26 protein-coding genes are annotated in these 24492 nt (G+C 61.6%); 6 read left to right on the top strand and 20 right to left on the bottom strand.

Annotated features, from left to right (window positions below):
• The 4 genes from guaA to AAFM15_RS09025 all read left to right on the top strand — a co-directional run.
• On the top strand, positions 1 to 988 hold a 988-nt coding region (gene guaA, locus AAFM15_RS09040; protein WP_341686393.1), incomplete at its 5' end, for a glutamine-hydrolyzing GMP synthase.
• A 45-nt stretch (positions 989 to 1033) separates the two neighbouring features.
• Complete coding sequence (locus AAFM15_RS09035; protein WP_341686392.1) at positions 1034 to 1645, top strand: FMN-binding negative transcriptional regulator; 612 nt, start codon at positions 1034 to 1036, stop codon at positions 1643 to 1645.
• Positions 1642 to 2679 (top strand): tRNA adenosine(34) deaminase TadA, encoded by a 1038-nt coding sequence (gene tadA, locus AAFM15_RS09030; protein ID WP_341686391.1) that lies wholly within the window; start codon positions 1642 to 1644, stop codon positions 2677 to 2679. Before AAFM15_RS09035 ends, tadA begins: the two co-directional genes overlap by 4 nt.
• A 17-nt stretch (positions 2680 to 2696) precedes the next feature.
• Entirely contained in the window at positions 2697 to 3608 is a 912-nt protein-coding gene (locus tag AAFM15_RS09025) for an LD-carboxypeptidase (protein ID WP_341686390.1), read from the top strand.
• Position 3609: 1 nt separating this feature from the next.
• Here AAFM15_RS09025 and AAFM15_RS09020 read toward each other — a convergent pair whose 3' ends face one another.
• Genes AAFM15_RS09020 through mltG form a run of 7 tightly spaced genes read right to left on the bottom strand, consistent with a single transcriptional unit; the run spans position 3610 to position 8890 of the window.
• Positions 3610 to 3927 carry an AzlD domain-containing protein gene (locus AAFM15_RS09020; RefSeq protein WP_341686389.1) on the bottom strand — a complete coding sequence of 106 codons (318 nt, stop codon included), beginning with the start codon at positions 3925 to 3927 and terminating at the stop codon, positions 3610 to 3612.
• Complete coding sequence (locus AAFM15_RS09015) at positions 3924 to 4607, bottom strand: AzlC family ABC transporter permease (RefSeq protein WP_341686388.1); 684 nt, start codon at positions 4605 to 4607, stop codon at positions 3924 to 3926. The genes AAFM15_RS09020 and AAFM15_RS09015 overlap by 4 nt, the downstream gene beginning before the upstream one ends.
• A 55-nt stretch (positions 4608 to 4662) precedes the next feature.
• Positions 4663 to 5415 (bottom strand): ankyrin repeat domain-containing protein, encoded by a 753-nt coding sequence (locus AAFM15_RS09010; protein WP_341686387.1) that lies wholly within the window; start codon positions 5413 to 5415, stop codon positions 4663 to 4665.
• Entirely contained in the window at positions 5360 to 6166 is an 807-nt protein-coding gene (locus tag AAFM15_RS09005) for a TatD family hydrolase (protein WP_341686386.1), read from the bottom strand. The genes AAFM15_RS09010 and AAFM15_RS09005 overlap by 56 nt, the downstream gene beginning before the upstream one ends.
• Before the next feature lie 4 nt (positions 6167 to 6170).
• Positions 6171 to 7175 (bottom strand): DNA polymerase III subunit delta', encoded by a 1005-nt coding sequence (locus AAFM15_RS09000; protein ID WP_341686385.1) that lies wholly within the window; start codon positions 7173 to 7175, stop codon positions 6171 to 6173.
• On the bottom strand, positions 7172 to 7828 hold the full coding sequence (gene tmk / locus AAFM15_RS08995; protein WP_341686384.1) for a dTMP kinase: 657 nt from the start codon (positions 7826 to 7828) through the stop codon (positions 7172 to 7174). Before tmk ends, AAFM15_RS09000 begins: the two co-directional genes overlap by 4 nt.
• Positions 7829 to 7873: 45 nt before the next feature.
• Entirely contained in the window at positions 7874 to 8890 is a 1017-nt protein-coding gene (gene mltG, locus AAFM15_RS08990) for an endolytic transglycosylase MltG (protein WP_341686383.1), read from the bottom strand.
• A gap of 103 nt (positions 8891 to 8993) precedes the next feature.
• Here mltG and AAFM15_RS08985 point away from each other — a divergent pair, with 103 nt between their 5' ends.
• Positions 8994 to 9947: a folate-binding protein gene (locus tag AAFM15_RS08985; protein ID WP_341686382.1), complete on the top strand. Its 954-nt coding sequence runs from the start codon at positions 8994 to 8996 to the stop codon at positions 9945 to 9947.
• Here AAFM15_RS08985 and AAFM15_RS08980 read toward each other — a convergent pair.
• Together AAFM15_RS08980 and AAFM15_RS08975 are read right to left on the bottom strand one after the other, a co-directional pair.
• Positions 9944 to 10801 (bottom strand): YbgC/FadM family acyl-CoA thioesterase, encoded by an 858-nt coding sequence (locus AAFM15_RS08980; RefSeq protein WP_341686381.1) that lies wholly within the window; start codon positions 10799 to 10801, stop codon positions 9944 to 9946. The genes AAFM15_RS08985 and AAFM15_RS08980 overlap by 4 nt on opposite strands.
• The gene (locus AAFM15_RS08975; RefSeq protein WP_341686380.1) at positions 10798 to 11769 is read right to left on the bottom strand and encodes an alpha/beta hydrolase; all 972 of its coding nucleotides are present in this window, start codon (positions 11767 to 11769) and stop codon (positions 10798 to 10800) included. The genes AAFM15_RS08980 and AAFM15_RS08975 overlap by 4 nt, the downstream gene beginning before the upstream one ends.
• Before the next feature lie 88 nt (positions 11770 to 11857).
• On the opposite strand from AAFM15_RS08975, the gene AAFM15_RS08970 reads away from it, so the two are divergent.
• Entirely contained in the window at positions 11858 to 12994 is a 1137-nt protein-coding gene (locus AAFM15_RS08970; protein WP_341686379.1) for an iron-containing alcohol dehydrogenase, read from the top strand.
• Between the two features lie 34 nt (positions 12995 to 13028).
• Here AAFM15_RS08970 and AAFM15_RS08965 read toward each other — a convergent pair whose 3' ends face one another.
• The 11 genes from AAFM15_RS08965 to AAFM15_RS08915 form a co-directional block, all read right to left on the bottom strand.
• Positions 13029 to 13652, bottom strand: coding sequence for a LysE family translocator (locus AAFM15_RS08965; protein ID WP_341686378.1), 624 nt, complete (start codon positions 13650 to 13652; stop codon positions 13029 to 13031).
• A gap of 42 nt (positions 13653 to 13694) precedes the next feature.
• Positions 13695 to 14183, bottom strand: coding sequence for a hypothetical protein (locus AAFM15_RS08960; protein ID WP_341686377.1), 489 nt, complete (start codon positions 14181 to 14183; stop codon positions 13695 to 13697).
• A 52-nt stretch (positions 14184 to 14235) separates the two neighbouring features.
• Positions 14236 to 14601, bottom strand: coding sequence for a TfoX/Sxy family protein (locus AAFM15_RS08955; RefSeq protein WP_341686376.1), 366 nt, complete (start codon positions 14599 to 14601; stop codon positions 14236 to 14238).
• Positions 14602 to 14617: 16 nt separating this feature from the next.
• On the bottom strand, positions 14618 to 15691 hold the full coding sequence (locus AAFM15_RS08950) for a patatin-like phospholipase family protein (protein ID WP_341686375.1): 1074 nt from the start codon (positions 15689 to 15691) through the stop codon (positions 14618 to 14620).
• A 4-nt stretch (positions 15692 to 15695) separates the two neighbouring features.
• A complete protein-coding gene (locus AAFM15_RS08945; protein WP_341686374.1) occupies positions 15696 to 18053 on the bottom strand; it encodes a Tex family protein in 2358 nt (785 codons plus the stop codon).
• A 45-nt stretch (positions 18054 to 18098) separates the two neighbouring features.
• Positions 18099 to 18401, bottom strand: coding sequence for a Dabb family protein (locus tag AAFM15_RS08940; protein ID WP_341686373.1), 303 nt, complete (start codon positions 18399 to 18401; stop codon positions 18099 to 18101).
• Positions 18402 to 18415: 14 nt separating this feature from the next.
• Complete coding sequence (locus tag AAFM15_RS08935; RefSeq protein ID WP_341686372.1) at positions 18416 to 19591, bottom strand: acetyl-CoA C-acyltransferase; 1176 nt, start codon at positions 19589 to 19591, stop codon at positions 18416 to 18418.
• Between the two features lie 12 nt (positions 19592 to 19603).
• On the bottom strand, positions 19604 to 21727 hold the full coding sequence (locus AAFM15_RS08930) for a 3-hydroxyacyl-CoA dehydrogenase NAD-binding domain-containing protein (protein WP_341686371.1): 2124 nt from the start codon (positions 21725 to 21727) through the stop codon (positions 19604 to 19606).
• An 87-nt stretch (positions 21728 to 21814) separates the two neighbouring features.
• Positions 21815 to 22513, bottom strand: a complete 699-nt coding sequence (locus AAFM15_RS08925; protein ID WP_341686370.1) for an ABC transporter ATP-binding protein — start codon at positions 22511 to 22513, stop codon at positions 21815 to 21817.
• Positions 22506 to 23285 carry an ABC transporter ATP-binding protein gene (locus AAFM15_RS08920; protein ID WP_341686369.1) on the bottom strand — a complete coding sequence of 260 codons (780 nt, stop codon included), beginning with the start codon at positions 23283 to 23285 and terminating at the stop codon, positions 22506 to 22508. The genes AAFM15_RS08925 and AAFM15_RS08920 overlap by 8 nt, the downstream gene beginning before the upstream one ends.
• Positions 23282 to 24490 (bottom strand): branched-chain amino acid ABC transporter permease, encoded by a 1209-nt coding sequence (locus tag AAFM15_RS08915; RefSeq protein WP_341686368.1) that lies wholly within the window; start codon positions 24488 to 24490, stop codon positions 23282 to 23284. The genes AAFM15_RS08920 and AAFM15_RS08915 overlap by 4 nt, the downstream gene beginning before the upstream one ends.
• Between the last annotated feature and the right edge of the window lie 2 nt (positions 24491 to 24492).

The following is a 24492-nucleotide window of genomic DNA, read 5'->3' as shown; positions in this document are numbered from 1 at the left end:
CGCATACCGCGAGGAAATGATCCAGAAAATCCGCGAACAGGTCGGCGACAAGCAGGTGATCTGCGCGCTCTCGGGCGGCGTTGATAGCTCTGTCACCGCGATCCTGCTGCACGAAGCCATCGGCGACCAGCTGACCTGTGTGTTCGTGGACCACGGCCTGCTGCGCCTGCACGAGGGCGACATGGTCATGGAAATGTTCGAGGGCCGCCTGCACGCCAAAGTGATCCGTGTGGACGCCAGCGATCTGTTCTTGGGCAAGCTGGCGGGCGTGAGCGAGCCTGAGCAAAAACGCAAGATCATTGGCGGCCTGTTCGTGGATGTGTTCAAGGCCGAGGCCGCGAAATTGAAGGCTGCTGGTAATGGCACCAAAGGTGCGACTTTCCTGGCTCAGGGCACCATCTATCCCGACGTGATTGAGTCCGGCGGCGCCAAGAGCAAGAAGGCCGTCACCATCAAGAGCCACCACAACGTGGGCGGCCTGCCCGAGCAGCTGGGCCTGAAACTGCTGGAGCCGCTGCGCGACCTGTTCAAGGACGAAGTGCGCGAACTCGGCGTGGCCCTGGGCCTGCCGCGCGACATGGTCTACCGCCACCCCTTCCCGGGACCGGGCCTGGGCGTGCGCATCCTGGGTGAAGTCAAAAAGGAATACGCCGACCTGCTGCGCCGCGCGGATGCCATCTTCATCGAAGAACTGCGCAACACCATCGACAGCCACAGCGGCAAGAGCTGGTACGACCTGACCAGCCAGGCCTTCACCGTCTTCCTGCCAGTGAAAAGCGTGGGCGTGATGGGCGATGGCCGCACCTACGACTATGTGGTGGCCTTGCGCGCGGTGCAGACCAGCGACTTCATGACCGCCGACTGGGCCGAGCTACCGTACGCCCTGCTCAAGAAAGTGTCGGGGCGCATCATCAACGAAGTGCGCGGCATCAACCGCGTGACCTACGACGTGAGCTCCAAGCCGCCAGCCACCATTGAGTGGGAATGATCAACAAGGCACCTTCGGGTGCCTTTGTTTTGCTACATTCAAGCTATGTACTTGCCCCGTCAATTCGATCACCCTGAGCATGCGGCCACCCTCATGCGCGAGCACCCGTTCGCCAGCCTGATCACGACCGATGACAGTGGTTTTCCGTTGGTGACGCATCTGCCACTCAAGCTGGTGGAGGAGGGCGGTCAGCCCGCTGTGTTGCTGGGCCATTGCGCCAGGGGCAACCCTCTGTGGGGCCACCTGCAAAAGCGCCCGTTGGCTTTAGCCTGCTTCATGGGGCCACATGCGTATATGTCGCCCAAGGTGTATGCGAATCAACAGCGCGTGCCCACCTGGAGTTACCTGGCTGTGCAGGCCAAGGTTGAGGCCAGTTTGCTGGATGGCGATGCGGCCAAGGACGCTTTGCTCAAGCAGCTCATCGCTGACCACGAGCCGGCCTATGCAGACCAATGGCGAAGCCTGCCCGAGGACTACACCCACAAGATGCTGAACGCCATCATGGCGTTCGAGCTGCGCATTGTGGATCTGCAATGCGTCGTCAAGCTCAACCAGCACCGACCCGAGGCGCACGCAGTCATGCATGCGGCTTATGATGCGGGCTCGGCACAGGAGCAGGCCCTGGCCGCCTGGATGCGCAAGTTGGGGCTGGTGTGAGCGAACTCCGTTTCAGCGACGAACATTGGATGCGTCTGGCGCTGGAGCAGGCCCAGCAGGCCGCATCGGCTGGCGAGGTGCCTGTGGGCGCCGTGGTCGTCAAAGACGGTCAATTGCTGGCCACGGGCCGCAACGCCCCGATTGCCGGGCACGACCCGACCGCCCACGCCGAAGTGGTCGCGCTGCGCGAAGCGGCAAGGCTGCTCGGCAACTATCGGCTGGAGGGCTGCACCTTGTATGTGACGCTGGAGCCTTGCCCCATGTGCAGTGGCGCCATGCTGCACGCTCGGCTGGACCGGGTGGTCTATGGCGCGGCCGACCCCCGCACCGGCGCAGCGGGCTCGGTGGTCAATTTGTTCGCCCAAAGTGCGCTCAACCACCAGACCCAGGTGCAGGGCGGGGTGCTGGCCGAGGCCTGCGGCGACATGCTCAAGGCCTTTTTCAAGCCACGGCGCATCAACACCAACCCATTGCGCGAAGATGCCTTGCGCACGCCAGATTCGGCATTTGCTGCGCTGGCGCCCATGCCGGGGCAATGGCTGGAGTGGACAGACCTGCACGTTTCAGGCGCGGACACCCAGGGCCTGCGCCTGTGTGCGCTGGACACGGGCCCCAACGATGAACTGCGAGCGACGCTTTGGATACATGGGCCACAAGGCTGGTCGCAAGGCTGGCACAGCGCCTTGCAGGCAAGCCCAAAGGGGCGCCACCTGGTGTCGGACTTGCTGGGTTTTGGCCGCAGCGACAAGCCCAAAAAAGAAGCTTTCCATCAATCCGATGTTCATGCCCAGGTGTTGCACGCGCTGTGCAACAAACTCTCGCTTGTGCAGGTGCAACTGCAGGGCACCCACGACAACCAGGCCTTGCTGTTGGCACTGCAAGCTTTGCAACCTGAACGCTACAGTTTGCTGCCCGCCATGGCGCAAACTTGGGCCAACCCCGCGTTGCAAGATGCGCCTTACCCAGACAAAGGCTACCGCGCCGGCCCGCGTGCATTGACACGGCTTTGGGTTCGCGAGCCTGCAGATCATTAAAAGAAAGTCATCGTTTCATGGCACACATTTATGTTTTTTCCCCGTCCAGCGCCGTGCGCGACAAGGCGGCGTTTCGGCGTGGCATCAAACACCTGCAGGCCATGGGTCACGAGGTCGAAGTGGACGTGGCAGCCCTGGCCAGCCACATGCGCTTTGCGGGGGACGACGCCACGCGCATCGAGGCCATTGACCGCGCTGCCGCCAGCGGCGCAGATGTGGCGCTCATCTCCCGTGGTGGCTACGGCCTCACGCGCATCCTGCCGGGCTTGCCCTACAAAGCCATCGCCAAAGCCATCGACAAGGGCACGCAGTTTGTAGGCTTAAGCGACTTTACCGCTTTCAACCTTGCGGTGCTGGTCAAGACTGGGCGCATCACCTGGCAAGGGCCTGCGCTGGGCGAAGACTTTGGCACCGCAGAAGAGCCCGACGACATCATGCTCGCCTGTTTTGACGATTTGCTGCAGGACCAGGGGGAGGGCGCGGGCTGGCAACGCCCCAAAGCCGATGCTGCCATTCAGACCAAGGCCCACGACGCCGTGCTCTGGGGCGGTAACCTGACGGTGCTCACCAGCCTGCTGGGCACGCCGTATTTCCCGGCCATCGACAAAGGCGTGCTGTTTCTGGAGGATATTGGCGAGCATCCGTATCGCATCGAACGCATGCTCACGCAGCTGCTGCATGCTGGAGTATTGGCCCGCCAGAAAGCCATTGTTTTGGGCCAGTTCAGCCATTACAAGCTGGTGCCCGGACACGACAAGGGCTACAAACTCAACACGGTGGTCGAATGGCTACGTGGCCAGCTTAAAACGCCTGTTTTGACCGGACTGCCATTTGGTCACGTGTCCACCAAGGTGCTGTTGCCGGTGGGGGCCAAAGTGGACTTGGTGACCGAAGGGCGCGACGCTCTCATGGTTTGGGGGCACGTCTGATTCAGGGATTGATCCACCAGACGTAAAGCGCTGTACCTGCCAGCAAGCTCAGCAGCGGGTGCTTCAAACGCCACTGCAAAGCCATGGTCAGCGCCACGGCAGCCAGTTCTGGCCAGGGCAGGCCGCCATGGCCTTGACTGCCGCCGCGCATGGCGTGCATCAGTAACAGCATCATGATAGCCAAGGGCAAAAATCGGCCCATGCGCTCGATCAGCGGGTGCGACTGCAGCCAGCGTGCGGCTACAAAAGGCAGACCTCGCAAGCCAAAGGTGATGGCTCCCATGATGAGCAACGCCCACAAAGCATGGCTCTGGTTCATGGCGTGCTCACAGGTTTAGGCTGGATAAAGACAGCGGCCAGCACGCACAGGCCAATCGCGATCGACAGGGCCTGTTGCTGGCTGATGACCAACGCCAGCGCATAGGCGGGCAGCGCCACCAGCACCGGCCAGGCCGAGCTGCGATGGCGCCATTGTTCGGTCGCCAAGACCGCAAACAAGCAGGCCAGTACAAAGTCCAGGCCCTTCATGCTTAATTGCGCCTGAGCGCCGACCACGGCACCAAGCAAGGTGCCCAAGACCCACCAGAGTTGGTTGAGCGCGGTCAGCAGGAACATTTTTTGAGGGGGCGTGTCGGCCGGCAAGGTGGTCAGAACCGAATAGGTTTCATCGGTCAGGCCAAAGACCATGTACAGGCGCATCAGACCCTTGGGTGGAAAACGTTGCAACAACGACAGGCCGTAAAACACATGTCGCAGGTTGATCACCAGCGTGGCCAAGGCGATGCTGGCGTAAGACGCGCCAGCCACCAGCATCGGAATCATCATGTATTGGGCCGCGCCTGCGTAAATAACCACGCTGGACAGCACGGCCAACCATGTGGGTGCACCAGCTTGCACAAACAAGAACCCGAACACCGCGCCCAAGGGGATGTAGCCCATGGCCACAGGCAGGGTCAGGGCGCTGAGTGGCAGATGCGCTTTGGATGGACTCAGGGCCATCTGCTCATCTCCATCTATGACTTAACATAATATACATCGTATAAAGTCATAACGATCAGTATTGCATGGGCTGATCTGGCGAATCCGGCCATTGCGGCTGGTCCAAAGCCTGCTCGAGGATTTTTTGTGCATCGGGCCGCACTCCTTGTCGGGCAAAGTCCAGGGCCGACAGTCCATTCTGGTTCTTCAGCTCGGGATTGGCACCTGCTGCCAAGAGCAGCTTGACGCTGTGAGGACTGCCGTAGCGGGCTGCCATCATCAAGGGCGTGGTGCCGTTGGGCGAAGCCGCGTTCAAGTCGGCATCGTGAGCCAACAGGATGGCAAGAATGTCAGTTTTTGCACTTGCGGCCGCGTAATGCAATGGCGACCAACCCGGTTTGTTGATGGCAGCGCCACGCGCGAGCAATTGCTCAACCAAGGCTGTCTGCTCCTTGAGTGCGGCCATCATCAAAGGGTTTTCGCCTTGAGGATTGGTCTGGTTGAGTTGTGTGCGCGGATCGGCAATCAGCACTTTGGCCGACTTGTAGGACTCCTGGCGCAAGGCGTAAAGCAAGGCCGGCTGAGCATTTTCCGAGACGGTGTTGGGGTCAAATCCTTCGGCTAAAAACAGGCGCGTTGTGTAGGCGTCATCACGCAGCAATGCGCGAAAAAAATCGATATACGAACCCGCAAAAGATGAGCCAATATTTGAAAATAATCCAATTAAAACAATGCACTTTATGAAATTATTCATGTGATACTTTGCTTTAAATTTATTGAATTGCGCGCTTGAAAAGGGCGAGGAAGTTGGCTGTGGTTTCCGCGCCAATCTCGGGTACCGAACAGCCGCGCAGCTCGGCAATCATTGACGCCACATAGGGCACCAAGGCCGGGGTATTGGTCTTGCCCCGGAACGGGACGGGGGCCAAATAGGGGCTGTCAGTCTCGATCAACAAACGGTCAGCCGGGACAAATTTGGCCACTTCCTTGAGTTCGACCGCACTTTTAAAAGTCACGATTCCCGATAAAGAAATGTAGTACCCCAGGTCCAGAGCAGCTCGTGCCACCTCGCGGGTTTCGGTAAAGCAGTGGAACACGCCGCCCGCGCTGGTCGCATCTCCCGATTCGCCCTCTTCCCGCAAAATGGCCAGGGTGTCGTTGGAAGCCTCGCGGGTATGGATGATGAGCGGCAATTTTTCTTGTCGTGCTGCACGAATGTGGGTACGAAAACGCTCGCGCTGCCACTCCATGTCGGCAATCGTGCGGCCACCTTTGCGCTCATCCATTTGGTAGTAGTCCAACCCCGTTTCGCCAATACCCACCACCCGGGGCAACTGGCTGCGGCTCACCAGGTCGTCAAACGTGGGCTCCTGCACGCCCTCGTTGTCTGGGTGTACGCCCACCGTTGCCCACATGTGGGGGTAATCCAGCGCGAGTTGATGCACCTGCGGAAAGTCTTCCAGCGTGGTGCTGATACACAGCGCTCGGGTCACCTGCGCGTCTTTCATGTCCTGCAGGATTTGAGGCAGACGCTCTTGCAGTTCCGGGAAATTCAGGTGGCAATGGGAATCGGTAAACATGCAATCAGGCTTTGGAGCTCAGGGTTTGCTGCGCGTCGCTGACCAGCGCTTCGAGCATCAAACCCGCGTTAAACGGGTGTTCGGCAGTGCGCAGGCTTTGCTGCAGGCGTTTGTACCAGTCGCCCAGGCTGCGCAAACTGGCCTGGGTGGCAGGCAGGGCCTCTGTGCTGAAATACCGAGGCGTGGCACCGGACTGGACCAAAACCAGGTCGTGCGCCACCTTCATCAAGGCCTGCACTTGCTGGCTGGGGCTCAGGTCAGCCAGGTGCTGAATCTGGCCTTGGAGCAATGCTTTTGGCAAGGCCATCCACCAGGCACTGGAGCGACCTTGGCGCGCTTCGTCCAGTGCGTCTTCAGGGCGCTGTCCCATCAGGCTCAACAAGCGCGCGGCCTCATCGGCAGGTAAATCCTGTGCCTGCAACCAGCTCAGGGCTTCGCCCTCCTGCGGCCACTGCAGCGTATGAGAGAGGCAACGGCTGCGAATGGTGGGCAACAAAACCTGTGCGTTTTCGCAGGCCAGCACAAAGCGCATGTTGCCTGGGGGTTCTTCCAGGGTTTTGAGCAAGGCATTGGCCGCAATCGCGTTCATGCGTTCCGCGGGGTAAACAAGCACCACCTTGCCTCGGCCGCGTGCATCGGTGCGTTGGCTGAATTCGACCGCGTCTCGCAGCGCATCCACGCGGATTTCCTTGCTGGGTTTGCGTTCTTTTTTGTCGATCTTGTCCTGTGCCTCAGACGACAGTGGCCAGCCCAGCTCGAGCATCAGTGTTTCGGGCATCAGCACCAGCAAGTCGGCGTGGGCATGTACGTCGATTGCGTGACAGCTGGCGCAATACCCACAGGCACCATGGGGCCCTGCTTGCTCACACAGCCAGGCACGCGCCAAGGCCAGGGCCAGAGCGTAGTGCCCGAGTCCGCTGGGGCCCTGCAGCAGCCAAGCGTGTCCCCGCTGCTGCAGCAATTGGCCCACTTGCCGTTCAATCCATGGCGCTTGCACAGCATCGCTCATGCTGCAGTCCCCTGCCCTTGTTGTGCTTGCCACCACCGTTGCAAGCCCGACAGCACTTGCTGGCGCACAAGTTCAACGGTTTGGCCTGCATCGACTTTCAAAAACCGTTGCGGATGCGACTGCATGCGGCGCTTGTAGCCCGCCCGTACCGCTTCAAAAAACGATTGGGGTTGAGCCTCGAACTTGTCAGGTACCCGGGCGCTGGCCAGGCGCTGCGCGGCAATGGCCGGATCCAGGTCGAACCACACGGTCAAATCGGGCTGGCGAATGCTGCCATCTGGCTGGCTTTGCACCATGGTCTCCAGCTGATGTAGCGTGGCCCAGTCAAACCCCCTGCCCCCGCCCTGGTAGGCAAACGTGGCATCAGTAAAGCGGTCGCACAAAACCACCGCTTGCCGGGCCAGGGCCGGCTCAATCACTTGCACCAGGTGTTCGCGCCGGGCGGCAAACATGAGCAAGGCTTCGGTCAGTGGGTCCATCGCGTCGTGCAGCAGGTGTTGACGCAGCTGTTCGGACAAAGGGGTGCCCCCCGGCTCTCGCGTCAGGACCACTTCGCGCGACTGCGCCTGCCACCATTGGGCAATCGCTTCGATGTGGGTGGACTTGCCGGCCCCATCGATGCCTTCAAAACTGATGAAACATGACTTGTGCATTGGCTGTTTTTCCGTCAAGCGGTCATTGTCCCATTACTTCGGTCATCACTTGGCGGCAGGCTGCTTGCGCAATTGGTATTGCGCAACAGCGCGGTTGTGCGCATCCAGAGACTCGCTGAAGGCACTGGTGCCATCGCCCCGGGCTACAAAGTACAACGCTTTGGACTGCGCGGGTTGCACCGCTGCCCACAGTGCAGCTTTGCCAGGCATGGCAATCGGTGTGGGCGGCAGACCTGCGCGGGTGTAGGTGTTGTAAGGGGTGTCGTTCAACAGGTTGGCCTTGCGCAAATTGCCATCAAATGCCGGACCCAGACCGTAAATCACGGTTGGATCGGTCTGCAAACGCATGCCGATGCGCAAGCGGTTGTTGAAGACGCTGGAAATCATGGACCGATCTTGCGCACGTCCGGTTTCCTTTTCAATGATGCTGGCCAGCACCAGGGCCTGGGCCGGGGTCTGCACCGCCACTTGCGGGTTTCGCTCGGCCCATGCTGCGGCCAGGTGTGTGTCCATGGCATGCATGGCCCGGCGCAGCAAGGCCAGCTCGCTGCTGCCTTTGGCGTAGCTGTAGGTGTCCGGATAGAACTGTCCTTCGGGGTGGACACCGGGGCGGCCCAGCGCCTGCATCAGTGCCTCGTTGCTCAGGTCTTGGCTGTCATGCTTGAGGTCGCTTGCCCGAGACAAGGCTTGACGGACCTGAGACCAGTTCCAGCCTTCTATCAGGCTGAGGGTGCGCAGACTCTCCTCGCCCCTGGCCAGCATGCGGGTCACGCTTGCAGGCGTCGCCCCAGCCATGATTTCATAGCCGCCCGCCCGCAGATGACGGGCTTGGCCGGACAGGCGAAACCACCACATCAGCAGCTGCGGATGAACCTGCACGCCCGCGTTGGCAACCGCCTGGGCAATGGCTGCAGGTCGCGCTCCTGGTTCGATGCTCAAGTCCACGCTTTGAACGCCCGCGGGCAAACGCATGGGGCTGTTGACCCACCACACCATGCCAGCCACCAGCAACGTTGCAAGGACGAACCCTGTCCACAACACACGCTTGATCAATGCCCTCACCTCGACCTCTTTTTATCTGGATTTGTCTTGGCCTGATGCACGATCAGGCTTTACCCGGAGCATCATAATTCAGGCATTGCCAGCACATGCTTTCCCTGACGCCATGACCACCATCTCCGATATTGCCCTGACCTTGCCCGAAGGCGTTTGCCCCCTGACCGATTGGGGGGTAATTGAAGCCACAGGCCCCGAAGCGGCAGCTTTTTTGCACAACCAGCTCAGCAACGATGTGCTTTTGCTGCCGGTTGGCCAGGCTCGTTTGGCCGCCTGGTGTAGTGCCAAGGGGCGTATGCAGGCCAGCATGGTGATTCTCAAAACATCAGCTGAATCGCTTGTGCTTGTTGTGTCCAAAGACCTGCTGAACCAGACGCTTAAACGCCTGTCGATGTTTGTCATGCGCTCCAAAGTCAAGCTCAGCGATGCCAGCGGCCAGTGGCAGCTGCATGGCTTGCTTGGGCAAGCCGCTCAGGCGCCAGGCTTGGAGCCTGGCAAGCCCTGGCAGGCCTGGTTACTCGATACAGGGGCCTTTGGCATCGAGCTCTACCCTGCCGTCATGGGGCAAATCCGTGTTCCTCGTGCGTTACTGCTGAGCCCTGCTGGCCAGCCTGTACCTGTGGGCGATCAGGCCAGCGCTGAAACCTGGGCTTGGTGCGAAGTGCTCAGCGGCGTCCCCCTGCTGACTGCGCCCTTGTTCGAGCTGTTTGTGCCGCAAATGCTCAACTACGAAAGCGTGGGTGGCGTAAATTTCAAAAAGGGCTGCTACCCCGGTCAGGAGGTGGTCGCACGCAGCCAGTTCAGGGGCACGCTCAAACGTCGCATGGCCAGGGTTCACAGCCCGGTGGCCTTGCAAGCCGGGCAAGACGTGTTCACCGTTGCCGACCCCGAGCAGCCTTGCGCCACCGTGGTGCAGTGCGCGGCCCGACCCGACGGCGATGGTTTTGACGCCTTGGTCAGCGGTACGCTCGACAGCATGAGCGCCGGATGGCACGCAGGCTCCAGCACCGGCCCTGCCCTGAGCGTGTTGGCCCTGCCCTACGCCCTTCTTGAAGATATTTAAAGCTCTCGCACCATGTTGATGTGCGCGATGCCGGCTTCTTCGTACACATCGCCCTGCACGCTGTACCCGGCACGTCTGTAAAAGCCTTCAGCGCTGCACTGCGCATGTAAAATCACCTGGCGGTCACCCCGCTCGCGGGCAGCCTCCATCAGCGCGTCCAGCACCTGGCGGCCCAGGCGGGTACCGCGCATCTGTTTTTGCACCGCCATGCGACCAATGCGACCGACGCCGGGCTCGTGCTGAAGCAGCCGCCCCGTCGCCAGGGCCTTGCCCATGCGGTTCACAGCCACCGCGTGGATGGCGGTGGCATCGTCCTCATCCCACTCCATGTCGGCAGGCACTTTTTGCTCCTGCACAAATACCTGCTGGCGCAAGGGGCTGGCGAGTTTTTGCAGGTCATGCCAGTTGCCGACATGCAGCTCCACCATGGCGTCGCCGCGTTCATAAGCTTCGAGCAAGTCACGCAAGGCGGGGGCAATGGGTTGAGACTTTTTGGCCACCGGGTCGGCATACACGTACACCAGCTCACTGGTGATCAGCAATTCATCGCCCCGGAAAATCGCGCCGACAAAAGTCATAGACGAATTGCCAATGCGGTCGCAACGCATGCACACGTCCAGAAAATCGTCCATCTCTGCACTGGCGTGGTATTCGACGCTGGCTTTCTTGACGTACAAATCGCCGCCGAGCGCGTGCATGGTTTCGGCATACGGCATGGCCAGCGCACGCCAGTAGTCGGTCACAGCGGTGTCGAAGTACATCAGGTAGTGGCCGTTGAACACGATTTGCTGCATGTCCACCTCGACCCAGCGCACGCGCAGGCGATGAGAAAAACGGAAGTCTTGTCGTTTCATGAGGTCCAATTTTCAAAAGCGTGTTTCAGGGCCCGGCCCGCATCGGCGTGCAGCCGCAAGGCATCGGGCAAAGCGCGGCCCATGGTGGCAAAACCATGAATCATGCCCCGGTAAATCTCCAGATCGACAGGTACACCCGCCATGCGTAGCGTATCGGCATAGGCCATGCCGCCATCGACCAGAGGGTCGCATTCTGCCAGCCCAAGCCAGGCGGGCGCCACGCCACTGTGGTCGGGCGCATTGATGGGGGCAAAGCGCCAGTCGTCGCGGTTGGCCTCGTCGATGTAGTGGTCAAAGAACCATTCAATGGTGCTGGTGTCCAGCAAAAAGCCTTTGCCAAAAGTGTGGTGCGAGGTCAGGTTGCTGCGGCCGGTGCAGCCGGGGTAGAAGAGCAATTGCAGGGCCAAACTGATCCCTGCATCGCGTGCCATCAGGGCGCAAACGGCTGCAAGAGTCCCGCCTGCACTGTCGCCGCCTACGGCGATGCGTCGGGTATCCAGCCCCAGCTCGGCACCCTGCGCTTTGAGCCACAGCAAGGCATCCCAGGCATCGTGTTGCGCTGTTGGGAAACGGTGCTCGGGGGCCAGGCGGTAGTCCAGCGACACCACCGCACAGTGGCCATGGCGGCTCAATTGGCGGCAAAGCACGTCGTGCGTGATCAGGCTGCCCACGGTGAATCCGCCACCGTGAAAATACAACAACACCGGCAAAGCCGTATCGCTGTGTGGGGCGTAAAGCCTGGCCTGACAGGTGTGGCCATCGCGCACGGGAACGCGAATGTCCTGCACCCGATCCACCTTGGGCGGGGGCTGCAAGTCCAGCATGGGACCGCCCATGTCATAAAAAGCGCGAGCTTGCTGCGCCGTCAAAGCCTCCATGGGCGGTCGGCCAGCCCTGGTAATGCGCTCAATGAGCAAGCGTACCGACGGCGCCAGCAAGGAATGGGGGTTGATATGGTGAGAGCTCATGCCTTATCGCCAACGTGACCGCCGCTGCATCAAAACCGCGTGTAACGGGTCACAATGTTTGGCATCGTACAACGCGCGGAGACAAGCCATGTCCAACATCTTCTACATCACCCAGATCCAGATCGACTTTGGCGCCCTCGCCCTGCTCAAGGCCGAGTGCGAGCGCGTGGGCATTTCTCGCCCCTTGATCGTGACCGACGCAGGCGTGAAGGCGGTGGGCATTCTGGACAAGGCCCTGACCGCCCTGCCCGGTATTCAGGCCAGCGTGTTTGACCAGACCCCGTCCAACCCGACCGAAGCGGCCGTGCGTGCTGCTGCGGCCCTGTACAAAAAAAACGGCTGCGATGGCCTGATTGCGCTCGGTGGCGGTTCGTCGATTGATTGCGCCAAGGGCGTGGCCATTGCCGCCACGCACGAAGGACCGCTCAAGACCTACGCCACCATCGAAGGCGGCTCCCCCAAAATCACCGACCGGGTGGCACCGCTGATTGCGGTGCCCACCACGGCGGGTACGGGCAGCGAAGTCGCACGCGGCGCCATCCTCATCGTCGACGATGGCCGCAAGCTGGGCTTTCACAGCTGGTTCATCGTGCCCAAGGCTGCCATTTGCGACCCCGAACTCACGCTGGGCCTGCCGCCGGTGCTGACGGCCGCCACCGGCATGGACGCGATTGCCCACTGCATGGAAACCTTCATGGCCGCGCCGTTCAACCCGCCGGCCGACGGCATTGCGCTCGACGGCCTGGCCCGGGGCTGGGCCCACATCGAACGCGCCACCACCCATGGCCAGGACCGCGACGCCCGCCTGAACATGATGAGCGCCAGCATGCAAGGCGCCATGGCCTTCCAGAAAGGCCTGGGCTGCGTGCATTCCTTGAGTCACAGCCTGGGCGGCGTGAACCCGCGTCTGCACCACGGCACCTTGAATGCCATGTTTTTGCCCGCCGTGGTCAACTTCAACGCCAGTGCTGAGTCGGTCCAGAAAGAAAAGCGCCTGAACCGCATGGCCCAGGCCATGGGCCTGCAAAGCGGCTCGGACATACCCGATGCCATCAAGGACATGAACGCCCGCCTGGGCCTGCCCACCGGCCTGGCTGCCATGGGCGTGACCGAGAGTCTGTTTGATCAGGTCATCACCGGGGCGCTGGCCGACCACTGCCACAAGACCAACCCGCGCATTGCCAGCGCGGAGGAATACCGGCAGATGCTGAGTGTCAGCCTTTAAAGGCTAGGCGCGATTACGGGCAGATGGGCCATACTCAATCTGACAAGGCCAGTCGAACACCCAGCCCCACAAACAGGCCCCCAACCCCGCGCTGCAGCCACTGCTGCAGACGGCGCTTGACGCCGAGCTTGCCCATACGCGCCGCCAACCAGGCTAGCAAAAGACACCAGAGCAAGGAATTGAACGTAAAAATCCCGCCCAAGACCAGGAAGGCCAACGCTTTCTGAGGTGCAGCAGGGGCAATGAACTGCGGCACAAAGGCTAGAAAAAACAGCGCGACTTTGGGGTTCAGTACATTGGTCAAAAAACCCTGAACAAAAACCGAGGACCAGGCAGCAGGCACCAGTGCACGCGGTGCTTGCCCCGCCTGCTGACGCTGCAGCAAGAGATTGAGGCCCATATAAACCAGATAAGCAGCCCCCACCCACTTGACGACCGTAAAAGCCAGTGGCGACGTGGCCAAAATGGCTGACAGCCCCAATGCCGCAGCCAGCACATGCACCAGGCAACCCGTGCAAATACCCAGCGCTGCAGCCACGCCAAAGCGCCAGCCCAAAGCAGCACTGCGTGTGGCAATGAACAAGGTGTCTGCTCCGGGCGTCAGATTAAGCAACAGCCCGGACGCCACAAAAAGCCAAAGATCATGAATACCCAGCATGTGCACCTCGGGCGATTGACTGTTTTTACAAGCGATGAATCGTCATCGTAACCGCTCCAAAAGACTGTGGTTGTCCGGACTGTTGCGACGATACCTGTGACCACCCACGTCCAGAAAGAATTCATCCTTGTAGCTGAACAGCGAAACGCCTTCGGCCTTGTTTTCCAGCAGGGTTGGGCGAATATCACCCTCGGGCGTGTGTACCAAAGCCAGGGGCACCGAGGCATCGCGACCTGGCACAAACAGCTCTGCCGCCTTGACCGCACCCTCTGCCGGAGCCAAGACCAGATAGGCCGACAGCACCGCGCCTTGCGCGGGTGCCGGATCGGGTTCAAAAGCCAGCCCGGCCTCGAAAATGCGAATGCACTCACCCCGCACCACAGACCAGGTGTAGCCCGCCGAGGCGATACAACCATGCGCGTCGCGATCAGCACCCGCCTGAGGGACTGCCGCAGGATTGGTTGCTTGGCCCTGCGGCGTACAAGCCGCTAGCAAAGCCGTCAACGCTAAAGCGCCTGAGATTTTTTTCATATTGATTCACTCCCTTTTTTTGAATTTTCTTGATGCCTCTGAGGCAGCCTGCCTAGGATTTGCGACGTGGCAAAGCCTCTTCCTTCGCCTTTTTGATCAGGTGCGCCCGCAGGGCCGCCTGCCAGCCCCGCTCGGCCCATTCGCGAGCTACGTCGGGCTCGTCGAGCATGGCGTCTGGGGCCTTGTAATACGACAAGGCCACCCGCCGCCCCTTGGCCTCGTACACAAAAGGCCCGAGGCCTGCGGCCTCGAAGGCGGGCCGACTCTCGTCATCGACTTTGAGGAACAGCTGCCCGTCTGCCACCAGGGCGAACATGACCCCCGCGTGGTAGATGCCATGCCCGCCAAACATGCGCTTGGCCGTGACCGGTCGCCAGGGGCACAGTGTTTCGCGGATGAAGTCAGCGTAGGACGTCATGGCTTGGCAACTTCAGTTAAAGGGGCTTCAGTTGATCAAGCTCAGGACGCTCGAGCCATGCCGCAAACTCATCAGCCAGCTGCTGCGCCGCGCTGGCGGCGGCGTTCCATACCTTCATCCGCCCCTGCAGGTCTTGGCCGTAGGTGACAAAGTCCTGGCGGTCGGGCAGTTTGCCGTTGGGCAAGGTTTTGACCCATTCGGGGTTGGGAGCCAGAAGTAAGACCGCGTCCAACGCCGGGGTGGCGTGGTGGCGCCATTTGAGGGCTTTGTCCAGCCAGCCGGGCACCACCGCTTGCTGAAAGTGCGGGTACAGCACGATGGGGCTGTTGGCCGGGGGCTGGTAGTTCAGGTGCAGGTGGTAGTCGGTGATGCCGCCGTCCCAATACGCGCCCGTGGGTGCGCCGGGAATGTGATGCACCGGCTGCAGCACAAACGGAATGGAGCAGCTGGCCTGCAAAGCAGCCATGAAGTTGTCGGCCTGCAGCGGCAGTTGCCGGGTGACGTAGTCCTGCGTGCCAAAGGGCAGCGGCCCTTGCGACGAAAACACCACCCGCTCCAGCCAGGCGCCCATGGCGCGGCGGGCCACGGCGTTGCTGAGGTACGCCCCGGCATAACCCAGCGGTGTGCCCAGCGGATGTTCGCGTTGCAGCACATGGCGGCCGCGGGATGTGACCAGGTGCAGCTTGTAGCGCGGGTGGGCCAGCAGTTCGACAATGCGACCGCCGTAAAAGGACTGCAGGCTGGCGGCAAATTCGCGGCTGACCTGTTCGGCACTGGGCCGCTTTTGGCCTGGCGGCAGTTCGTAGTGCTGGGCGATGTAGTCTCGCTCCAGCCGCTCAAACGCCGCCACCGGGTCATGGAGGCAGGCCGTGGCCATGCGCCAGGCGCCAATGGAGGCACCCACCAGATGCACCGGTTGGCTGGACTGCGGTAACCACTGCCCAAAAATAAAGCGGTCCAGCGGCCCCAGGATCAGGCCCTTGGGGCCACCGGCTGCACCGGGAATCACGCCAATGTGTTCGGGCCGCAGGCCGTGTTCGCGGATATGCGCGAGGGCCTTGGGGCCGGCGTGAATGTGCAGCGCCCGCATGGCCTTACTTTTTGAGGCCTTGCAGCTTGGCAAATGCGCTGGCCATGGCCGAGCCGCCGGCTGCAGGGGCTGAGGTGTAGCCACCGCCATTCCGCTGGCGCTGGTCGCGCCCTGCCCCTTCGAACTTGTTCTCGCGAGGACCATCGCGTCTTGCGGGTGCGGCGTCGGTGCGCATGCTCAGACTGATGCGCTTGCGGGCCACATCCACCTCCAGCACCTTGACTTTGACGATGTCGCCGGTCTTGACCACTTCGCGGGCGTCGCTCACAAACTTGTTGGCCAGCTGGCTCACGTGCACCAAGCCGTCCTGGTGCACGCCCAAATCGACAAAGGCGCCGAACTGGGCCACGTTGGAGACGGTGCCTTCGAGCACCATGCCTTCTTTCAGGTCCTTGATGTCCTCCACGCCTTCGTTGAAGCGGGCCACCTGAAAGTCAGGGCGCGGGTCGCGGCCGGGCTTTTCCAGTTCGCCCAGGATGTCTTTGATGGTGATGGCGCCGAACTGTTCATTGGCAAACTGCTCGGGCTTGAGGGCCTTGAGCACTTCGGCGCGGCCCATCACGTCCTGGATCGGCTTGGCGGTCTTGAGCAGAATTTGCTCGACCACCGGGTAGGTTTCAGGGTGCACGCCGGTCATGTCCAGCGGGTTGTCGCCGCCACGGATGCGCAAAAAGCCCGCGCTTTGCTCAAAAGTTTTGGCGCCCAGGCCGGTCACCTTCATCAGCTCCTGGCGGTTTTTGAAGGCGCCATTGGCTTCGCGCCAGCGCACCACCGATTTGGCCACCGTGCCCGACAGCCCCGACACGCGGCTCAATAGGGGCACGCTGGCTGTGTTCAGGTCCACGCCCACCGAGTTCACGCAGTCCTCGACCACGGCATCGAGCTGGCGGGCCAGCTCGCTCTGGTTCACATCGTGCTGGTACTGGCCCACGCCGATGCTCTTGGGGTCGATTTTGACCAGCTCGGCCAGCGGGTCCTGCAGGCGGCGGGCAATGCTGGCTGCACCGCGCAGGCTCACGTCCACGTCGGGCATCTCCTGGCTGGCAAATTCGCTGGCGCTGTAAACCGATGCGCCCGCCTCGCTCACCACCACCTTGGTGATGGCGTGCTCGGGGTGCAGCTTGGCCAGCTGTTTGATCAGCTCGCCCGCCAGTTTGTCGGTCTCGCGGCTGGCGGTGCCGTTGCCAATGGCGATCAGATCCACGCCGTGCTTTTCGCAGAGCTTGGCCAGGGTGAAGAGCGAGCCGTCCCAGTCGCGGCGCGGCTCGTGCGGGAAGACGGTGGCGGTGTCCACCAGCTTGCCGGTCTTGTCCACCACGGCCACTTTCACGCCGGTGCGGATGCCGGGGTCCAGGCCCATCACGGCCTTGGGGCCGGCGGGTGCGGCCAGCAGCAGGTCGCGCAGGTTGTCACCAAACACCTTGATGGCGACTTTTTCGGCCTCTTCGCGCAGACGGGCGAACAGGTCACGCTCGGTGGACAGGCTCAATTTGACGCGCCAGGTCCAGGCCACGCATTTGCGGATCAGGTCGTCGGCCGGTCTAGCGCTGTGGCTCCATCCCAGGTGCAGCGCGATGCGGCCTTCGGCCACGCTGGGTTTGCCGGGTTCGGGCTCTACGGGCAAGACCAGTTTGGCGTCCAGAATTTCGAGCGCCCTGCCCCGGAACACGGCCAGCGCCCGGTGGCTGGGCACGCGGCCAATGGGCTCGTCGTAGTCAAAGTAGTCACGGAACTTGGCCACGTCGGGGTTGTTTTCGTCCTTGCCGTCGGCCAGTTTGGAGCGCAGCAGGCCTTCGGTCCACAGCCATTCGCGCAGGGCTTGCACCAGGCTGGCGTCTTCGGCCCAGCGCTCGCTCAGCAGGTCGCGCACACCGTCGAGCACGGCGGGCACGGTCGAAAAGTCGGCGCCTTCGATCTGGCCTGCGGGCAGCACAAACGCCTCGGCTTCAGCCGCAGGGTTCAGCGTCGGGTCGGCAAACAGCTTGTCGGCCAAGGCTTCGAGCCCAGCTTCGCGGGCGATCATGCCCTTGGTGCGGCGCTTGGGCTTGTAGGGCAAATAGAGGTCTTCCAGCTCCTGCTTGGTGGGCGCAGCAGCAATGGCGGCCAGCAGCTCGGGCGTCATCTTGCCCTGTTCGGTGATGCTTTTGATCACCGCGTCGCGACGGTCTTCCAGCTCGCGCAAGTAGCCCAGGCGGTATTCCAGTTCGCGCAGCTGGATGTCGTCCAGGCCGCCAGTCACCTCCTTGCGGTAACGGGCAATAAAGGGAACCGTGGCACCCCCATCCAGTAACTCAACAGCGGCTTTGACCTGGTCGGGACGGATCTGAATTTCGGTGGCCAGCTGGGCCAGGATTTTCTGCATTTTTGTGGAACTTCTCTCTGACAAACGCCAGAGTTTGCCACATCATCAGACCTCAAAATCCATGCATTGGCGTTGACGCACCACCGCCTTCATGAAGGGCTTGATGGTGGCATGTTCAGGGTGCTGCTGGTAGGCGCTCAGGGTCTGGGCATCGTCGAGCAACATGTTCAAAACCAGGTCCGCGGTGCAGTCCAGGCCAGGCTGGGCGGTGCCCACCTCAAAACCGCGAATGCCAGGCACCAACGCTTTGAACCCCCAAAGGGCCTGGCGGGCTTTTTCGACGTTGGCGGCTTTGTCTGCACCTTCGGCCTGGTCATGAAATGACCACATCACAATGTGTCTGAGCACGCGCACTCTCCTGCTTACAAAACCTCGAAGATACCGCAGGCACCCATGCCGCCGCCAATACACATGGTCACCGCCACGCGTTTGGCACCACGGCGCTTGCCTTCGATCAGGGCGTGTCCGGTCAAGCGCTGGCCGCTGACGCCGTAGGGGTGGCCGACCGCAATCGCGCCGCCGTTGACGTTGAGGCGCTCGGCTGGAATGCCCAGCTTGTCGCGGCAGTAAATGACCTGCACGGCAAAGGCTTCGTTGAGCTCCCACAGGTCAATGTCGCTGACTTTCAGGCCGAGTCGCGCCAAAGCTTTGGGCACGGCGTAAACGGGGCCAATGCCCATTTCGTCGGGCTCACAACCGGCCACCGCAAAGCCCAGAAAACGTCCCAGCGGCTGCAGACCCCGTTTTTCGGCCAGGGCTTCGTCCATGACCACGCAAGCACCCGCGCCATCAGAAAACTGGCTGGCGTTACCCGCCGACACCAAGCCACCGGGCATGGCCGAGCGCAAGCCGCTGATGGCCTCAAGCGTGGTGCCTTCGCGCAGCCCCTCATCGCGGCTGACGGTCACCTGCTTGGTGATCAGGCCTTGCACTTTGTCGTACACACCCGAGACCACGGTGATGGGCGCGATTTCGGCATCAAACAAACCGGCCGCCGCTGCAGCGCAGGCTTTTTGCTGGCTGGCCGCGCCGTATTCGTCCATGGCTTCGCGGCCAATGCCATAGCGCTTGGCCACTTGTTCTGCGGTTTGCAGCATGTTCCAGTAGATCTCGGGCTTTTGCTTTTGCAGCGCGGGGTCCATCAGCATGTGCTGGTTCATTTCCTGCTGCACGCAAGAGATGCTTTCGACGCCACCAGCCACGTAGACCTGGCCCTCGCCCGAGATGATGCGTTGCGCCGCCAAGGCAATGGTTTGCAGGCCAGAGGAGCAAAAGCGGTTGACTGTCAAACCAGACACCGAAATCGGCAAGCCTGCCTTGAGCGCGATCTGGCGGGCAATATTCAGGCCAGTAGCCCCCTCGGGGTTGGCGCAGCCCATGATGACGTCTTCAACCTCGGCGGCATCAATGCCGGCACGGGCCACAGCGTGTTGCACCGCATGGCCGCCCAGGGTCGCGCCATGGGTCATGTTGAAGGAACCCTTCCAGCTTTTGGCCAGCGGGGTGCGTGCGGTAGAAACAATGACAGCGTTCGTCATGATCAGAAACCTTTATTGGAATGTTTTGCCATCGGCCACCAGGCGCTGCAGCAGCGGCGCGGGTTGCCAGAACGCCGCATCGTCGTGCGGGTTGAGCGCAAAGCGTTTCATGGCCTCGGCCACATTGAACAAGCCCAGCTCGTTGGCGTAGTTCATGGGGCCACCGCGCCAGTACGGGAAGCCGTAGCCCATGATGTAGACCATGTCGATGTCGCTGGGCTTGTTGGCAATGCCTTCTTCCAGAATGTGGCAAGCCTCGTTGATGAGCGAGAACACCAGGCGCTGCACGATTTCTTCGCTCGAGATCCGGCGCGGCGTGATGCCCAGGCGTTTGCGGTTGGCCTCGATCATCTCCAGCACCTGGGCGTTGGGAATGGCGTCGCGCTTGCCCGCCTGGTAGTCGTACCAGCCAGCGCCGGTTTTCTGGCCAAAACGACCCATTTCGCACAGCAAGTCGGCGGTCTTGCTGTATTTCATGCCCGGTTGCTCAACGGCGCGGCGCTTGCGAATGGCCCAGCCAATGTCGTTGCCGGCCAGGTCGCTCATGCGGAAGGGGCCCATGGCAAAACCGAACTTTTCGATGGCGCGGTCCACCTGCTCGGGCGTGCAGCCCTCATCGAGCAGGAAGCCGGCCTGGCGACCGTATTGCTCGATCATGCGGTTGCCAATAAAGCCATCGCACACGCCCGAAACCACGGCGGTCTTCTTGATCTTCTTGCCCAGTGCCATCACGGTGGCCAGCACGTCCTTACCCGTTTGAGTGCCGCGCACCACCTCCAGCAGCTTCATGACGTTGGCCGGGCTGAAAAAGTGCATGCCGACCACATCCTGGGGCCGGCTGGTGAAAGCAGCAATCTTGTTGAGGTCCAGCGTGGAGGTGTTGGACGCCAGAATCGCCCCGGCCTTCATGGTCTTGTCCAGCTGCTTGAACACAGCCTCCTTGACGCCAATGTCTTCAAACACTGCTTCAATGACCAGATCGGCCTGGGCAATGTCGTCGTAGCTGAGGGTGGTGCTCAGCAAGGCCATGCGCTGCTCATACTTGTCTTGCTTGAGTTTGCCTTTCTTGACTTGCGCTTCGTAGTTCTTGCGCATGGTGGCCACGCCACGCTCCAGCGCTTCAGGCTTCATCTCCAGCAGCTTGACGGGGATGCCAGCGTTCAGGAAGTTCATGGCAATGCCACCGCCCATGGTGCCGGCGCCAATGATCGCTACGCTTTGAATCTCGCGTTTTGGGGTGTCCTCGGGCACATCTGGAATCTTGCTCGCCGCGCGGTCGGCCATGAATAAATGGCGCAAAGCACGGCTCTCGGGCGTCCACATCAGGTTGATGAAGTGGGTGCGTTCGAAGGTCATGCCTTCATCAAACTTCTGGGTGGTGGCAGCTTCGACAGCGTCCACGCACTTGATGGGCGCAGGCAGGTTCTTGGCCGTGGCCTTGACCATATTGCGGGCGAACTGAAAGTAAGCCGCGCCCTGCGGATGTTTGCAAGGCAGGTGGCGCACCAGGGGCAGCGGTGTGGGCAAAGGCGCATTGGGCGCATGCACGGCAGCGACTTTGCGTGCCAGCATCAGTGCCTCGTCCATCAGGCGCTCGGGGCTGCTCGACAGCGTGTCCCACAGCTTCTGACCAGGCAACATGGCCAGCATTTCGCTCTTGACCGATTCGCCGCTCACAATCAGGTTCAGCGCCGCTTCGACGCCAATCACACGCGGCAGGCGTTGCGTACCGCCAGCGCCTGGAATCAGGCCCAGCTTGACTTCGGGCATGGCAATGGTGGTACCCTGCGAGGCAATGCGGTAGTGGCAGCCCAGTGCCAACTCAAGGCCCCCACCCATGGCAACGGTATGTACCGCTGCAACGACGGGTTTGCGCGAATTCTCCACTGCGCGAATGACCGACAGCAAGTTCGGTTCCTGCAAGGCCTTGGGCGAGCCAAACTCCTTGATGTCCGCCCCGCCCGAAAAGGCCTTGCCGGCGCCGGTCAGCACAATGGCTTTGACGGCTGGATCGTTATTGGCTTGTTCCAAGCCCGAGGTAATGCCTAAGCGAGTGGCCAGCCCCAAACCGTTGACCGGCGGGTTGTCCATGGTGATCACTGCCACATCACCGTCGACTTTGTAGTGCGCTGTCATGTCTGCCTTTGCGGAATTAAAAAAGAACGACCGTTCGTTTTTACCACAACATCATCAAGTCAATGAGGCAAGGAAAACCCTAGGCTGTCAAACCATCAGCCACTGTGCGCAAGCCCCGGAGGCCAACACTTCATCCGGTAAAAGGTCCGCCACGATGCGACCGGCACCCATGACAAGAGCTCTGTCGGCCAGCGCAAGCGTCAGCTGCAATTTTTGTTCGATGAGCAGCACCGCCAAGCCGCGCTGACGAGCTAAATCAAGCACATGGCCGAGCTGTGCGACCACCTGGGGAGACAAGCCCTCGGCGGGCTCGTCGACCAGCAAAACCTGAGGCTGTCCCAACAAGGTGCGGCACAGCGACAGCATTTGCTGTTCGCCACCCGAGAGCTTGTCTGCCTGGGTGTGCAAACGCGCCGACAGCGCCGGAAACAGGCCCAGCAGTTCGTCTCGTGTCCAAAGTGGCGGTGAGCCTCTGCGTTGGGCAGGCTCCCCGAGCAACAGGTTTTGAGCCACGCTCAGGCCGGGAAAAACATCGCGCGACTCCGGGACATAGCCCAAACCGGCACGGGCTACCAAATGCGCAGGCAAGTCCTGAAGGGGCTGGCCATGCCAGTAAATGTGGCCTTGGCGCGGTAGCAAACCCATGAGCGCCATGGCGGTGGTGCTTCTGCCCGCACCGTTGCGTCCAAGCAAGGCCACGATTTCACCAGGGTGCACGACAAACGACAGTCCCTGCAACACGGGCTGTCCGCCGCGAAACACCCGAAGATCGCGGACCTCAAGCATGCGCACATCCTGTAGGTTTGGAAAAAGACGAGGACCCTAAATAGGCCTGTTGCACCTGCGGGTTGGCGCGTACCGCTGCGGGTGAGTCGCAAGCCAGAATACGTCCCTGATCGAGCACGGCCACACGGTCGGCCAGGTCGAACACCACTTCCATGTCGTGCTCCACCAACAACAAGGTTTTGCCCTGCGTGTGCTCACGGATCAGCGCCACGGCCTGCTCGGCCTCGGCTCTACTCATGCCCGCCGTGGGTTCATCCAGCAGCACAACGCGCCGTGCTGCAGACAAGGCCAGCCCCAACTCCAGCCGGCGCTGTTGAGCGTAATTGAGCTGGTCGGCGCGAAGCGGCGCTTGCGCGACAAGGTCAAGCTTATCGAGCCATTGCCTGACTTGGGCCTGCACATGGGCTTGTTGCTCACCGCGCCCGCAACAGCGATAAGCCGGTTGGGCTTGCCACAACAGCCCCGAGGCCAGGTTCTCGCTCACCGTCAAGCCACCGAACAGGCGTTGAATCTGAAAGCTGCGAGCCAGTCCAGCGCGGTGAATTTGTGCCGTGGTCCATCCCGAAAGGCTTTGTCCGAACAGCATGACCCGGCCCTGCGAGGGCTGCATCTCGCCGCTGATCAGGTTAAACAAGGTGGATTTGCCAGCGCCGTTCGGGCCAATCAAGGCCAGCCGTTCACCTTCGCGCACTTGCAACTCGACCCCCGCAAGCACGGTGGTCGCGCCAAAGCGGTGATGAATGCCTTGCAACTCCAATGCGCATGAACTCATGCCTGGGCCTCCTTCGTGGCATGGCGGCGATGAGTCGACGATACGGCCCACACCCCTGCCCAGACAAGAGCTGCCAGCGTCATGCCCATCCAATGCAGGGGCTGATCAAGCTTGAGGGTCAGGCCCAGCCAGGGCATGACCGATCCCGCTGTAGACAGCTGCTGGTACTGATAAGCCATTTCGACCAAGCCACCGGCAAAGCCCAAAGCGCCAAGGGCTGCCACAGCTTGCAAGCAAGCCACAGGCTTGGGCCACGTCAGTGACCGTCCCGGTTCCCGCCGCCACCATTGCAGGGCAAGCCCGGCCAGGCCCTGCGGTGCGCGGGTGACCAAGACCATGAATAGCACGCCAAGGTACAAACCACTGGCTGGCGTCCACTGGGGCAAGGTGGTGTGGGCCAGCACGGTCAGGGCCCCGCCCAGCAGGGCGCCTGCCCAGTGGCGGCTACCGGCCAGGACTGTGAACAACAACAGCTCGCCCGAGCGCACGGGGTTGAAGGCCTCTGGCGTCACAATTTCAAACACCATGGCCGACAACCCTCCGGCCACCCCGGCAATGCCCCCCGCCAGAACAAAAGCTGTCCACCGAACACGATGCGGATCTGGCCCGACATGGGCCAATCGACCAGCTTGCTCGCGTACCGCCCGCACATACAAACCCAATGGGGAATGCTCGACCTTGCCAAGCCCCCACAGGGCCAGCAACAGATACACGCAGACCAAGGCATACAGGTGCCAAGGGTTGGCCCCTTGCCAAATGCCCAAAGACAGACCAGCAGTGCGGTCAGCTGACAAGCCGCCCTCCCCCCCAAAAACCGATGGGAACACAGGCGCCAGCGCCCAGGCCAACTCGCCCAGCCCCAAAGTGATCATGGCCAGCGCTGCGCCAGGACGGCGCGTGCTGATGCCGCCCAGTGCCCAGGCCAGAAATGCAGTGCCCAAGCCCGCCAGCAACGGCACCAGCACCATGGGTACTGGCCAGCCCGCATCGGCCATGCGCATCAAATGCACAGCCAGATACGCGCCCGCACCTGTGTAGACCGCCTGCCCAAAACTGAGCATGCCGCCTTGGCCCCACAGCCACTGGTAGGACAGGCAGGCCATGGCCGCCACGCCCATCTGCGTCAGCAGGGACAAGCCATGGCCTTGCCCGGTCCACATGGGCAAAAGCAGCAAGAGCAAAACGAGGAACAAGGCCCGGCGCATAC

The sequence above is a fragment of the Limnohabitans sp. genome, assembly GCF_038134685.1.
Lineage (GTDB): Bacteria > Pseudomonadota > Gammaproteobacteria > Burkholderiales > Burkholderiaceae_C > Limnohabitans_A.
This window is presented reverse-complemented; position numbering and strand designations above follow the sequence as displayed.

What these genes read in the sequence shown, in the direction of transcription:
- AAFM15_RS09035 (WP_341686392.1), top strand. Translation starts at nt 1,034, where the DNA reads ATGTACTTGCCCCGTCAATTCGATCACCCTGAGCATGCGGCCACCCTC.
- AAFM15_RS09025 (WP_341686390.1), top strand. Translation starts at nt 2,697, where the DNA reads ATGGCACACATTTATGTTTTTTCCCCGTCCAGCGCCGTGCGCGACAAG.
- AAFM15_RS09020 (WP_341686389.1), bottom strand. Translation starts at nt 3,927, where the DNA reads ATGAACCAGAGCCATGCTTTGTGGGCGTTGCTCATCATGGGAGCCATC.
- AAFM15_RS09015 (WP_341686388.1), bottom strand. Translation starts at nt 4,607, where the DNA reads ATGGCCCTGAGTCCATCCAAAGCGCATCTGCCACTCAGCGCCCTGACC.
- AAFM15_RS09005 (WP_341686386.1), bottom strand. Translation starts at nt 6,166, where the DNA reads ATGTTTACCGATTCCCATTGCCACCTGAATTTCCCGGAACTGCAAGAG.
- AAFM15_RS09000 (WP_341686385.1), bottom strand. Translation starts at nt 7,175, where the DNA reads ATGAGCGATGCTGTGCAAGCGCCATGGATTGAACGGCAAGTGGGCCAA.
- tmk (WP_341686384.1), bottom strand. Translation starts at nt 7,828, where the DNA reads ATGCACAAGTCATGTTTCATCAGTTTTGAAGGCATCGATGGGGCCGGC.
- AAFM15_RS08985 (WP_341686382.1), top strand. Translation starts at nt 8,994, where the DNA reads ATGACCACCATCTCCGATATTGCCCTGACCTTGCCCGAAGGCGTTTGC.
- AAFM15_RS08980 (WP_341686381.1), bottom strand. Translation starts at nt 10,801, where the DNA reads ATGAAACGACAAGACTTCCGTTTTTCTCATCGCCTGCGCGTGCGCTGG.
- AAFM15_RS08975 (WP_341686380.1), bottom strand. Translation starts at nt 11,769, where the DNA reads ATGAGCTCTCACCATATCAACCCCCATTCCTTGCTGGCGCCGTCGGTA.
- AAFM15_RS08970 (WP_341686379.1), top strand. Translation starts at nt 11,858, where the DNA reads ATGTCCAACATCTTCTACATCACCCAGATCCAGATCGACTTTGGCGCC.
- AAFM15_RS08965 (WP_341686378.1), bottom strand. Translation starts at nt 13,652, where the DNA reads ATGCTGGGTATTCATGATCTTTGGCTTTTTGTGGCGTCCGGGCTGTTG.
- AAFM15_RS08960 (WP_341686377.1), bottom strand. Translation starts at nt 14,183, where the DNA reads ATGAAAAAAATCTCAGGCGCTTTAGCGTTGACGGCTTTGCTAGCGGCT.
- AAFM15_RS08955 (WP_341686376.1), bottom strand. Translation starts at nt 14,601, where the DNA reads ATGACGTCCTACGCTGACTTCATCCGCGAAACACTGTGCCCCTGGCGA.
- AAFM15_RS08950 (WP_341686375.1), bottom strand. Translation starts at nt 15,691, where the DNA reads ATGCGGGCGCTGCACATTCACGCCGGCCCCAAGGCCCTCGCGCATATC.
- AAFM15_RS08945 (WP_341686374.1), bottom strand. Translation starts at nt 18,053, where the DNA reads ATGCAGAAAATCCTGGCCCAGCTGGCCACCGAAATTCAGATCCGTCCC.
- AAFM15_RS08935 (WP_341686372.1), bottom strand. Translation starts at nt 19,591, where the DNA reads ATGACGAACGCTGTCATTGTTTCTACCGCACGCACCCCGCTGGCCAAA.
- AAFM15_RS08930 (WP_341686371.1), bottom strand. Translation starts at nt 21,727, where the DNA reads ATGACAGCGCACTACAAAGTCGACGGTGATGTGGCAGTGATCACCATG.
- AAFM15_RS08925 (WP_341686370.1), bottom strand. Translation starts at nt 22,513, where the DNA reads ATGCTTGAGGTCCGCGATCTTCGGGTGTTTCGCGGCGGACAGCCCGTG.
- AAFM15_RS08920 (WP_341686369.1), bottom strand. Translation starts at nt 23,285, where the DNA reads ATGAGTTCATGCGCATTGGAGTTGCAAGGCATTCATCACCGCTTTGGC.
- AAFM15_RS08915 (WP_341686368.1), bottom strand. Translation starts at nt 24,490, where the DNA reads ATGCGCCGGGCCTTGTTCCTCGTTTTGCTCTTGCTGCTTTTGCCCATG.